Source organism: Planctellipticum variicoloris, from assembly GCF_030622045.1.
GTDB lineage: Bacteria > Planctomycetota > Planctomycetia > Planctomycetales > Planctomycetaceae > Planctellipticum > Planctellipticum variicoloris.
Window position 1 is genome coordinate 3,163,759 of the sequence record NZ_CP130886.1, and the last position, 12,983, is coordinate 3,176,741.

The following is a 12,983-nucleotide window of genomic DNA, read 5'->3' on the forward strand; positions in this document are numbered from 1 at the left end:
CGGCGTGGCCTGCCCACCGGGAACCAATGCCTGTGGAGCGACGACGGTGTCAGGTGACTGCATTTCGGCAGGCGGGAGTCTGCCCTACGGGGAGCCCTAATAGGCCAGGGTCATGCGTACGAGAGCCGTGTCGCCCGGTTTCTGGTTGCCGTTTTCGGTGCGGAATTCGAGGGAGCGGTCGAAGACCCAGCCGGCTTCGACGCTGCCGAGAAGCCGTTTCCCCTTGCGAAACTCCAACCCGCCGATCAGCCGCAGATCGCGATAGGTGAGGACGTCGTTGGTGCGGTCGTAGCGCTTGATGGCATAACTGCCGCCACCCAGTTCGCCGGTCAGCGTGAACCAGCAGGCCGCCTCGCCGTATTCCGCAATGCGCCACGCCAGATGCGGGCGAGGGAAGACCAGCTCAAAGCGGCGGCCGAGCTGGGGCTGATCGATGATCAGGCCGGCGACGGGCAGAGCGGGAATGTCGTCGCGATCCAGATAGACGAAGCCAAGCGTCAGTTGATGTTCCGAAGAAATTGGACCGGTCACAACGAAGTGCCCCAGGAGGCGGAACATTTCGGGCCGCTTGTTGACGCCGTCGGTAAACCAGCCCGGAGTTACGCCCATGTCGACTGCAGTCCCTCCGTCAACCACCGTTGTAATATCAATCGGGATGGTGAACTGGTACAGACGGGGTTCCAGCTTCAGCGAATCGGCGCCATTGATCCAGTGAATACCCCAGCCCGGCTGCGCCATCGCCGTGGCTGCAGCCGAGTGTCCCGACTTCGGCAGTTCTTGAAAGACACCGGAGAAAAACCCGAAGTCGTCGCCGCTGTCGGCCAGCCAGGTGAGCTGGAGGCTGGCAAGGGCCTCGGAGATAACTTTCACTGTGTCGCCAGTGTCGTTCTTAAGGGCAGGCTCGGTGAGGGACCGCGGGAGCAGTTGCTCGGGAGCCCACGTTTCCGCGGCGGGGTCCAGAGCCGGAAGTGCGACTGGCGCGTCGTCAGGAGCGGGAACGGGCGGGGGATCGAGTGACACCCGGCCGGGAGAGTCGTCCGACTGGCCACGCAGAACCACCCAGTCGGCGGCGGGGGCGCATGAGGAAACGAGCATTCCGCCGATCAGCATTCCCGCAATGAACGAGCAGGTTTTGACGGGACGCCGGAGCATGGTCTGAGAGTCCCGAGGACGGGAAGCGATCGACGATGGGGGCCTTGCTTGTCGCGAAAGTGAACGGGCGTGTCAAGAGGAGTGCGACATGATGGCAGCCAGCGAGACAATGGGAGCGGCATTCCCCGGGCCGACGCCGCGGGGCTATGACTCTGCCGCCCCTGCCGGGGCCGCATGTTCCAGACATCACTTGAAGATAAACAGGACTGGTATCCGGCCCCAGTTGACGGTGTTGAGCTGCAGGACAACGTCGCCTTCGGCAACATCCTTTTTCAGGAGCTTCCAGCGCCAGTCTTCACCGCCCGGGAATGAAGTGCCAACATTGTCTTCGACCTCTTCCCAGCCGTCCTGGACCAGCTTGGTCAGCGTGACTTCGTCGACCTCGACCTTGCCCAGGTACTTCCAGCGAATCATCGCGTAGGCCGTGCAGTCGTCCAAAGCCGTGATGGTTCCGGGCTCCAGCCAGAACTTCGTCTTTTCGGAATCACGCCAGAGCAGAGCCCCGCCGGTCACTTCCTTCGGCAAACCCAGCAAACCATAAGGGCGATCGGACCAGATCGGGGTGCCGTTGCGGGCAAGTTTGAAGATGGCTCCGGCGGGAGCATTGTCGGTGAATTCGACCACGTCCGACTGAAACGCGCCCCGCGGCACCGGCCGACGCTTGACCGTCGAATCCGACTTCGAAGACATGCCCTTCTTCTCGCCCGATTCACCCACCACCTTTGCATTCGCCAGCGACATCGTCCCGCTCGCCGCGTACAGAATCTTCCCGCTGCGCACATCGATCAGTCGCGCGTAGGCCGTCCCCAGCTTCCCCTTCGTCACGATCTTCCCCGTCACGATCGTCGACGCTCCCGCCAGTTGACCCAGCTTCTTCACGTTCTCCGGCTCGAACAGCACCGTATTCTGGATCGCCAGCTCGACCAGCACCTTATCCAGTGCGCTCCGCTCCAGAACCGTGATCTCCTGCCGCGCCAGTTGGGTCGTCAGATCCTCCGCCAGTCCCGCCGCCACGTCGGTCAGTTCCCCCTCCTCCGAACGGAACGGCAGCACCGCCACCTGGAACTTCTCCCGCTGCGGCTCGACTTCGTCGCCCGTCTGCAAGGCGATTTCCAGGGCGCTCACCGCCCGCGCCTTCGAAAACTCCTTGTTGACTTCCGTCACTTCCAGGAGGCCGATCTTCGGACGCTCGACCGCGATCACCTTGCCGGTGTCCGGGTCCTTGATCTCGTTCTTCTTCCGGTACACATCCAGACGCTGACCCGTCTCCACGCCAGACTCCGACCCCAGCGTCAGGTAGATCACGTTCTGCGAAACGCTCGCGATCTTACCCACAGAAGTCTCACGGGTCGCGTTCTCCGCCACGTGCCACGCCACCACGGCCGGCAAGCCCGCCACGCGGATCGCGGTCTCGTCCGAGATCCGCCGCTCCAGCTTCTTCAGCACCGACTTCGGCGTCCGGACTTCCATTCCGTCCCTGATGTCCCGAAAGGTCAGGTCCGAAGGAGTCTCCTTCAAAAGCACCCCCACTCGAGACTTCTGCGACGAATCGATCGCCAGAATCAGCTCCGGCGGCTCAGCATGCGCAGTGCGAGCGACGACAACCGACATCGTCACTATCAAGAAGATCGTCGAACGCATCACGTAAACCTCCTCAATTGTCGGGGCCAACTTCGAGTCGGGCGATCCTGTCACTTGAAGATGAAGAGTACTGGATTCTTTCCCCAGTTCACTGTCTGCAGCTGGAGGATCACGTCCCCTTCAGAAAGTTCTTTCTTCAGCAATTTCCAGTTCCAGTCTCCGCCGTTGGGAAAGGATGTTGCAACCCTCACATCAACCTCTTCCCATCCTTCGCCAACAAGCTTGGTGAGCGTCACTTCATCAACGTCGACTTTTCCCAGATGCTTCCAGCGAATCATCGCGTAGGCCGTGCAATCCCCCTGAGCAGCGATAATGCTGGGCTCCAGCCAAGTATTCGCTTTTTCCGAATCTCGCCAGAGCAGAGCGCCCCCTGAAATCTCCTTTGGAACCGTACTCAGCACGTAGTTGCGGTCGGGAAAAATCGGGGTGCCGTTGCGTGCAAGTTTGAAGATGGCTCCGGCGGGAGCATTGTCGGTGAATTCGACCACGTCCGACTGAAACGCACCCCGCGGCACCGGCCGACGCTTGACCGTCGAATCCGACTTCGAAGACATGCCCTTCTTCTCGCCCGATTCACCCACCACCTTTGCATTCGCCAGCGACATCGTCCCGCTCGCCGCGTACAGAATCTTCCCGCTGCGCACATCGATCAGTCGCGCGTAGGCCGTCCCCAGCTTCCCCTTCGTCACAATCTTCCCCGTCACGATCGTCGACGCTCCCGCCAGTTGACCCAGCTTCTTCACGTTCTCCGGCTCGAACAGCACCGTATTCTGGATCGCCAGCTCGACCAGCACCTTATCCAGTGCGCTTCGCTCCAGAACCGTGATCTCCTGCCGCGCCAACTGCGTCGTCAGGTCTTCCGCCAGTCCCGCCGCCACGTCTGTCAGTTCCCCCTCTTCAGAACGGAACGGCAGCACCGCCACCTGGAACTTCTCCCGCTGCGGCTCGACTTCGTCGCCAGTCTGCAGGGCGATTTCCAGGGCGCTCACAGCCCGCGCCTTCGAAAACTCCTTGTTGACTTCCGTGATTTCCAGCAGCCCAATCTTCGGACGCTCGACGGCGATCACCTTGCCGGTGTCCGGGTCCTTGATCTCGTTCTTCTTCCGGTACACATCCAGACGCTGACCCGTCTCAACGCCAGACTCCGACCCCAGCGTCAGGTAGATCACGTTCTGCGAAACGCTCGCGATCTTACCCACAGAAGTCTCACGGGTCGCGTTCTCCGCCACGTGCCACGCCACCACGGCCGGCAAGCCCGCCACGCGGATCGCCGTGTCGTCCGAGATCCGCCGCTCCAGCTTCTTGAGCACCGACTTCGGCGTCCGGACTTCCATTCCGTCCCTGATGTCCCGAAAGGTCAGGTCCGAAGGAGTCTCCTTCAAAAGCACCCCCACTCGAGACTTCTGCGACGAATCGATCGCCAGAATCAGCTCCGGCGGCTCAGCACTTGCGAAGCCGATCCACAAACTCCAGACCATGACGGTCAACGCGATCATCACTCGCATTCCGTGATCCTCCAGTCGTATTGAGATCTTTCCGGGAGATGAGATTCACAACGTGTGGAGAAATCATACTGTCCTTCTGTGGCCAGATGCTACCTCTGAACGCGGCAATGAACTCGATGGACGCATTTTTCATCCGTGAGCGTCGACGAGGCATCTTGACGTGCGAAACATTACTGCCAGTTTTCTCCGCGGCCACTGCCCCCTCTGCGCCTCTGCGAGACATCTTTCCCCTACTCCGCGACCTTCTCCCACTGCTTGTCGAGACGCTTGTCGGAGACCGACATCGCCGTCCCCAGTTCCTGGGCGAACGTGGCGACGCGATATTCTTCGGCCATGCCGTTATAGAGTTCGAGTTCGGGGTCGTAGACGTGGCGCTGGGCGTGCTGGTCTTTGCGGTCCTGGCCGCGAGTCCATCTCGGGCGGACCTGCGTCAGGAGCTGCTGATCGCGGAGGTGGCCGCCGGCGGCGAGCTTGTCCAGCCGCTGGCTGATCGTTTTGAGGTAGCGTGCATAGTGGAGCAGCCACTGCCACGGCGTCCGGACCAGAAAGCCGGGCGCCAGCAGGCGGGACAGGTGGAGCTGCTCGTCTTTGCGGCTGATCTCCCACGCTGGATTGGCGCGGGCTTTCCAGGTCTTGCGGACCGTCGTGAACGCCTCGACGATCTGGCCGACGGTCTGGCTCACTTCGGCAATGGCGGCGGCCAGCCGGGTGTGGCCGTCGACGATGGCGTCGCGAAATGCGGTCTCGGAGCGAGGGAGCGCGGCGGTCGGGAAGCAGGCCCGGTCGGCGATCAGCTCGGTGATGTGCTGCCGCATCGGGCAGGGCTGCGGGAAGGTTGGAGCGGCGAGGCTCCAGGCGTTGATCTGCGGCAGGCGGTCGACGGCTTGCTTGAGCTCCCGCTTGAGGGCCAGGCAGGCGAGCCGGCGGACGCCGAAGCGCAGCTCGTGTTCGGCTCTCGCGAGCGTATCAACGAGCCGGAGGGAAACCGTTTCGCCGTTGTCGATCAGCGTGGGGTAGCCGGTCATGACGACGCCGGCCCGTTTGACGGAGACTTCCTGCGGCAGCGTGCCGAAGTTCCAGCTCGTGAGGCCATCGCGCTGCCAGCGGGGATCGTCGGCGTTGGTGAAGCTGGCGGCCGCGGCCCCGCCAAATTCTTTCTGCAGCCCGACGACGTCCCGCCCTTCGGCGATCGGCTTGCCGGCGGCGTCGACCACCGCGACCTGCAGGCGGAGGTGATCGGGCAGGCGGGTCTCGTCGAAGGCGCTGGGGGGAATTGACTTGCGGAACTCGCGATCAATCACCGCACAGATCTGCGGGATGAGGGCGCCTTCGCCGAACTTGAGGGCGGCGGCGATCTGCCGAGCGGTGTCGGGGATCGGGACCAGATCCCGGCGGAGATCCTTCGGAAGCGAGCGGAGCAGGGCGGAGACTTTTTCCTCGACCAGGCCGGGAACCAGCCAGCCGAGCCGGTCGCGGTCGAGCTGATTGAGTGCCGGTTGCGGGACGGTGAGAGTGACGCCGTCGTGGGTCGAGCCCGGATCGAGCTTGTAGACCAGCGGGAGCTTCAGACCGCGAGTTTCGAGGGTGTCGGGGAAGGCCTCCCGTGTGACAGCGGCGGCGCCCGGTTCGAAGACATCGTCCTCGGTCATCCAGAGCCGCTGCGTCTCCGCTTTGGGAGACTGCTTGAGCCACTGCGTCAGCCGCTGGAGGTCGCAGAACTCAGCGGGGATTCGCTGGTCGTAGAATTCGTAGAAGGCTTCGTCGTCGCGGACCGCCTGACCACGGCGGGAGCGTTCCTGCAGTTCGGTCAGTTCGGCGATCAGTTCGCGGTTGAACTGCAGGAAGTCGGGGGGGCTGGCGACGTCTCCCTCGACGAGCGCGTGCTGCAGGAACAGTTCGCGAGAGTTGGCCGGATCGATCTTCTGATAGCGGATGCGGCGGCGGGGGACGATCGTGAGACCGAACAGCGTGACTTTCTCCCACGCCATCGCGGCCCCCATTTCGGCGCTCCAGTGGGGTTCGCTGTAGGTCCGCGTGACGAGGTGCTCCGCGAGAGGCTCCAGCCAGTTCGGATCGATGCGTGCGACGGTGCGGAGATACTTGCGGGTCGTTTCGACCAGTTCGCCGGCGACGATCCATTTCGGCTTCTTACCGACGATTCCGGAGCCGGGCCAGATAAAAGCTTTCTGCGAGCCGGCGACCAGGTACTCGGCAGATTCGGTTTTCTGCGCGATGCTGGAGAGAAAACCGGTCAGCAGGGCGCGGTGGATCGGTTCGAACTGGTTTTTCCGCGGCGTCGGCTTCAATCCCGCCTGCGTGACGACGTCGACCAGTTCGCGATGGACATCGAGCCATTCCTTCATGCGGATCATCGACAGGAAGTTCTGCTGGCAGGCCTTTTTCAACTGGCTGCGAGTGCAGGTTTCCTTGAGCTGGTGATAGAAGTCCCACAGTTTCAGCAGGCCGAGGAAATCGGAGTCCTCGTCGCGGAACTGGGCGTGGGCCTCGTCGGCGGCCTGCTGCTTCTCCAGCGGACGGTCGCGAGGGTCCTGGGCTTCGAGGACAGAGGCGAGAATCAGGACTTCGTTGAGGCAGCCTTCGTCAGCTCCGGCGAGGATGATCCGGCCGATGCGCGGATCGACCGGCAGGCGACCGAGCTGCCGGCCCAGATCGGTGAGCTGGTAGACATTGGACTTTGTGTTGGAACCCGGCGCATCGGGGAGTGGCGCGGCGGCGCCAAGTTCGAAGAGCGTCTTGTAGCCATCACGGATGGCGTCGGACTTGGGGGCTTCCAGGAACGGAAAGTCCTCGATATGGCCAAGGCCGAGCATCTGCGTCTGCAGGATGACAGCGGCCAGGTTTGAACGGAGGATTTCGGGAGCCGTGTACCGCTCCCGTTTCTGGTAGTCCTCTTCGGCAAACAGCCGGATGCAGACACCTGGGCCGATGCGGCCGCAGCGACCGGCCCGCTGATCGGCGGAGGCCTGCGCGACGGCCTCAATGGGGAGCCGTTGCAGCTTGGAACGGGGCGAGTACCGGCTGATGCGGGCGGTGCCGGTATCGACGACGTAACGGATGCCGGGCACGGTGAGCGAGGACTCGGCGACGTTGGTGGAGAGGATGATCCGCCGGCTGTTGGAGGTCTGAAAGACTTTCTGCTGCTCGGCGGTCGACAGTCGGGCATAAAGCGGGAGCAGATCGGGCTTGCTTCCGCCGAACGTGCGCCCTTTAAGCGTCTTGACGGTCTCGTGAATCTCGCGTTCGGTCGGCAGAAAGACGAGGATGTCGCCGGGACCGCGGGCGGTCACTTCCTGGACGGCGTCGGCGATCGCCGCCTGAAGCTCGATTTCGCCGGTGTCTTCGTCAGGGACCGGCGGTCGGTAGAGGACTTCGACGGGGTACATCCGGCCGGAGACTTCGAAGACCGGGACGTCTTTGACGACGGTGCGAAAGTGGTCGGCGAAGCGTTCGGCGTCGATGGTGGCGGAGGTGACGATCAGTTTCAGTTCGGGCCGGCGGGGAAGCAGGCCGTGGAGGTAACCCAGCAGGAAGTCGATGTTCAGCGAGCGTTCGTGGGCCTCGTCGATGATCAGCGTGTCGTACTGATTGAGCCAGCGGTCAGACTGCGTTTCGGCCAGCAGCACGCCGTCGGTCATCAGCTTGATCTGCGTCGACGGCCCGGTCGCGTCCTGAAAGCGGACCTGAAAGCCGACTTCGCGGCCGACTGAGACCTTCAGCTCGTCGGCGATGCGGGTGGCGACCGAACGGGCGGCAATCCGGCGGGGTTGGGTGTGGCCGATGGTCCCGGCCACGCCCCGGCCGAGCTCGAGACAGATTTTCGGAAGCTGAGTCGATTTCCCGGAACCTGTTTCGCCGCAGACGATGATCACCTGATGATCGCGGATGGCGGCGGCCAGTTCGTCCTTGCGCTGCACGACGGGAAGCTGGTCGTCATAGGCAATCTCCCACTTCCGCGCGGCCCGGGCCAGATAGGCGGCATGAGACCGCTCAAAGTTCTGCTGCAGCCGGGTCAGGCTGCGGTCGAACGGGCGGCCGGCGCGCTCGGCATCGCGGATCGAACGCAAATCCCGGCGCAGCCGGTGACGGTCGATGAGCAATGTCTCGGAAAGAGACTGTTCCAGATCCACAAGGGAGGGTGTCATACCGCCACAAACACGAACAGGGGCCGGGGAGTCAGGTCCCGTCGGCCTGCAGTTCTCCGCCCGGGAGCGACAGTCTATCGCATTCGACCGACAGGACCAAACCCGACGGGGTTCGCGCAGTGCCTGGTCGACATCGCGTGTGCCGAGGGTCGGTGAGCCGTGGCTTCGAAAATTGTCGACTCCACCATCGCACGGCCGACACGGCCGTGGCGCACCGATGGCATACTGCATTGACACAATCGCTGTGGTAGTCTGTCGCCGTCTCATTCCGTCCTAGCGTTCCTGGAATTCGCCATGCGATTGACGCCATTCTGCGTGCTGCTGGTCCTGCCCCTGGGTCTCTCGGCGTCATTGCATGCCGCCGACGCCGATCCCCGGCGGCCAACGGCGATTGCCACGGAACATGTGCCAACGGTGACCGACGAACTGTGGGACCGGCTCCGGCAGTACCAGAACGTGCGTTCGGCGTCATTTCGGGGGTGGGCGCCGGACGGGCGCGGCATCCTGATTCAGACGCAGCTCGGGAACGTGGCTCAGCTCCACCGAGTTTACGAACCCGGCGGGCGGCGCGAGCAGGTGACGTTTTCCGACGAACCGGTCAGCGGCCGGTTTGTGAAAGGCCGGAAGGACGGGGCGCTGCTGCTGACGAGTTCGCGCGGCGGGGATGAGAACAACCAGATCTTTCTGCTGGAACCCGAAACCGGCCGGCCGCGGATGCTCAGCGACGGCAAGTCGCGGAATCTGCTGGGACCGGTGGCGCAGGACGGCTCGTTCTGCATCGTGGCCGCCAATCGGGCGAATCCCCAGCATATGGATCTGTACCGCGTGCCGCTCGATGGCGGGGAGTGGGAGCCACTTCTCAAGGTCGCGGGGGACACGTGGTTTCCGACAGACCTGTCACCGAACGGAAAGCGACTGCTGCTGAATCGATACGTCTCGATCAACGAGAGTCACCCGGCGGTGCTCGATATTGAGACGAAAGTTCTGACGCCATTGGCGGTCGCCCCTAGTATCTCTGGTACGGTTTCCATTGGAAACCTGCGTTTCAACGCTGCTGGAGACAAGGAGATTCTGAGCACCGATGCGCGAGGAGAGTTCCAGCAGCTCGCGACGCTCGACCCGGTCTCGGCGAGGTGGAAATGGAGCGAGCTGGCCCCGCCGTGGGATTGCGAGGAGATCGAAGTCGATCCGCACACCGATCAGCAGGCGTACGTGTTCAATGTTGATGGCGTCAGCGACGTCTGGCTGGAGACGGCCGGTGGACGTCGGAAGCTCGATCTGCCGGAAGGGAATGTCGGCGGGCTGGAGTTCTCGTCGGACGGGAAGCAACTTGGTTTCACGTTTTCACCAACGAATGCCCCGTCCGAGGCGTATTCGCTGGAACTGGCGACCGGCAAGCTGACCCGCTGGACTTACAGCGAAACCGGCGGACTGAACCCGGCGACGTTTACGAAGCCCCGGCAGATCCGCTGGAAGAGTTTCGATGACCGGGAAATCTCAGGCTGGCTGGCGACACCGAAAGCCTCGTCCGCCACACAGAAGTCGCCCGTGCTGATTTCGATCCACGGCGGGCCGGAGTCGCAATACCGGCCGTTCTATTCGGGGATCACGCAGTTCTACCTCGACGAACTGGGAATCGCAGTGATCTCGCCCAATGTGCGGGGCTCCGCGGGATACGGCAAGACCTTCCTCCGACTGGACAACGCCGAAAAGCGGGAAGACAGCGTGCGGGACATCGGGGCGCTGCTCGACTGGATCGCCGCGCAGCCGGATCTGGATGCCTCGCGCGTGGCAGTCATCGGCGGGTCGTACGGCGGCTTCATGGTCCTCTCGACGATGTCGCACTACAGCGATCGGCTGAAGTGTGGCGTCGATATCGTCGGCATCGCGAACTTCATTACGTTTCTGGAGCGGACCAGCGGCTACCGGCGGGATCTGCGGCGGGCCGAATACGGCGACGAACGCGACCCCGCGATGCGGAAGGTCTTCGAGGAGATCAATCCGACCGGCAATGCCCACAAGATCCGCGTGCCGCTGCTGGTGATTCACGGCCGGAACGATCCGCGGGTGCCATTTTCCGAGGCCGAGCAGATTGCGCCGATCGTCCGCAAGAATGACGTCCCGGTCTGGACAGTCTACGCCGACAACGAAGGACATGGCTTCAGCCGGCGCGACAACCGGGACTATCAGACGGCGGCGATTGCGCTGTTTCTGGAGGCGTTTCTGACGAACAAATGACGCGAGCAGAAGAGTCAACCACGAATCGCACGAATGGACGCGAATGAAGATCGAAAGAGTGAACCACGGAAGGCATGGAGATCACTGAACCGAAACGAACGGCGGGGGGCCGGTGGCTGGAGCGTCTTCGCGAAGCCCCGGTCTTCATCCCTGCCTATGCATCCCGACTTCTACGCTGGAAAGAGGCGAAGGTGGTTCTGGAATGCGAAGAGTCCTCTCCCACCGCGGACTGCGGCCGAGGGAGGCGAAACATTCTGCCGGCACAGCCGGCCCTGCGACAACATCTTGAAAGGTTGCTCATGCCGGTTCGCTGTCGTCTGCTGTTGTGCCTGCTGATCGTGTCGGGGCTGTCCGGGCCGGTATTGGCTCAGGTGCCCGATCCCGCGCTGCTGTCCTCGTACATTCAGCTCCATTACACGAAGCAGGAGCATCTGATTCCGATGCGAGACGGCGTGAAGCTGTTCACGTCGATCTATATTCCGACCGACGCCACGAAGAAGTATCCGCTGCTGTTGAAGCGGACGCCGTATTCCGTCGGCCCTTATGGTCCAGACAAGATGACGGCCGGGCTGGGGCCGAGCGAACACTTTGCGCGGGCGGGGTACATCTTCGTCAACCAGGACGTGCGGGGGCGGTATCAGTCCGAAGGGGAGTTCGTGCAGGTCACGCCGCACAAGGTCGGGAAGCAGACCCATCAGCAGTGCGACGAGAGCAGCGATACCTACGACACCATCGAATGGCTCCTCAAGAACGTGCCGGGCCACAACGGGCGCGTCGGGATGTACGGCATTTCGTATCCCGGTTTTTACTGCTCGGCGGGGATGATCGACGCCCATCCGGCGTTGATCGCGGTCTCGCCGCAGGCGCCAGTCGCCGACTGGTACTTCGACGATTTCATGCACAACGGAGCGTTCTTTCTGGCACACGCCTATCGCTGGCTGGCCAGCCATGCCGGAGAACGCCCGAAGCCGACGACCGAGCGCGGACCGCCGCCGGCGTATCCGACGCTCGACGGGTACAAGCTGTTTCTGGAAGCGGGAACGATTCAGGAAATCGACAAGACACATCTCAAAGAGGCCATTCCGTTCTGGAAGGAGATGATGGTCCATCCGAACCGCGACGAGTTCTGGGAGACGCGGAACATCCTGCCGCACCTGAAGAACGTCGCCCCGAAGGTGATGGTCGTCACCGGCTGGTACGACGCGGAAGACCTCTACGGGTCCTTCAAAACGTATCAGTCCATCGAAAAGCTGAACCCGAACGTCAACAACGTGCTGGTGGTCGGGCCGTGGTCGCACGGCGGCTGGTCGGGCGGCAACGGCGACCGGCTGGGAAATGTTTCCTTCGGCTCCAATACCGGGGCGTTCTACCGGGCGGAGATTGAGTTCCCGTTCTTCGAGAAGTCTCTCAAGGACAAGGACGTGGAGGCCCTGGCAGAGGCGACAGTCTTCGAGACCGGCTCCAACACGTGGCGGACATTCGATGCGTGGCCGCCGAAGAACGCCGAATCGAAAACGTTCTTCCTGAGGGCGGGGGGCGGACTTGAAGCGACGGCTCCCTCTGAACCGGACGCCGGCGGGTTTGACGAATACGTCAGCGACCCGGCGAAGCCGGTGCCGTCGACGGAAATCGTCGCCAATGGGATGACGATCGAGTACATGGTGGACGATCAGCGATTTGCGGCCCGTCGGCCAGACGTGCTGGTCTACGAGACGCCGGTGCTGGAACAGGATCTGGCAGTCGCCGGACCGCTGCAGGTCGACCTGTGGGTTGCGACGACCGGGACTGATGCGGATTTCGTCGTGAAGCTGGTCGATGTCTTCCCGGATTCCACAGACAAAGCGAAGCTGCCCAATTACCAGATGATGGTCCGTAGCGAGGTCTTCCGCGGCCGGTTCCGGAACAGTTTTGCGAAGCCGGAGCCGTTCGTGCCCGGCGAGCCGGCGCGGATTCAGTTTGAGCTGCTGGACGTGCTGCACCGGTTCCAGAAGGGCCACAAGCTGATGGTGCAGATCCAGAGCACGTGGTTTCCGCTGGTGGATCGCAACCCGCAGAAGTACGTGCCGAACATCTTTCTGGCGAAGCCAGAGGATTTTCAGAAAGCGACGCACCGCGTCTTTCGCTCGGCAGTGCACCCGACCAGCCTGCGATTCGGCACATTGCCGACGGCGAAGTGAAGAAGGCAGAAGAGGATTCACCGCGGAGACGCGGAGAAATGCGGGAGAAGAGCCCGGAAAGTGAAAAGTGAGTAGTGATGAGTGAGTAGTGCAGAATTGGATGAAAC

Annotated in this window: 6 protein-coding genes; 2 read left to right on the plus strand and 4 right to left on the minus strand. The window is 62.7% G+C overall.

What is annotated here, in order from left to right; all coding sequences use genetic code 11:
- Positions 1–96 precede the first annotated feature (96 nt).
- From SH412_RS12240 to hrpA, 4 genes are all read right to left on the minus strand, one after another.
- Positions 97–1,152, minus strand: a complete 1,056-nt coding sequence (locus SH412_RS12240; protein ID WP_336523801.1) for a hypothetical protein — start codon at positions 1,150–1,152, stop codon at positions 97–99.
- Positions 1,153–1,338: 186 nt separating this feature from the next.
- Entirely contained in the window at positions 1,339–2,793 is a 1,455-nt protein-coding gene (locus tag SH412_RS12245) for a FlgO family outer membrane protein (RefSeq protein WP_336523802.1), read from the minus strand.
- Between the two features lie 50 nt (positions 2,794–2,843).
- A complete protein-coding gene (locus tag SH412_RS12250) occupies positions 2,844–4,298 on the minus strand; it encodes a FlgO family outer membrane protein (RefSeq protein ID WP_336523803.1) in 1,455 nt (484 codons plus the stop codon).
- Positions 4,299–4,528: 230 nt separating this feature from the next.
- Positions 4,529–8,461 (minus strand): ATP-dependent RNA helicase HrpA, encoded by a 3,933-nt coding sequence (gene hrpA, locus SH412_RS12255; RefSeq protein ID WP_336523804.1) that lies wholly within the window; start codon positions 8,459–8,461, stop codon positions 4,529–4,531.
- Between the two features lie 294 nt (positions 8,462–8,755).
- Between hrpA and SH412_RS12260 the strand changes: the two genes are divergently transcribed.
- Together SH412_RS12260 and SH412_RS12265 are read left to right on the plus strand one after the other, a co-directional pair.
- Positions 8,756–10,699: a S9 family peptidase gene (locus SH412_RS12260; RefSeq protein WP_336523805.1), complete on the plus strand. Its 1,944-nt coding sequence runs from the start codon at positions 8,756–8,758 to the stop codon at positions 10,697–10,699.
- A gap of 299 nt (positions 10,700–10,998) precedes the next feature.
- Positions 10,999–12,876 (plus strand): CocE/NonD family hydrolase, encoded by a 1,878-nt coding sequence (locus SH412_RS12265; protein WP_336523806.1) that lies wholly within the window; start codon positions 10,999–11,001, stop codon positions 12,874–12,876.
- Positions 12,877–12,983: the final 107 nt, after the last annotated feature.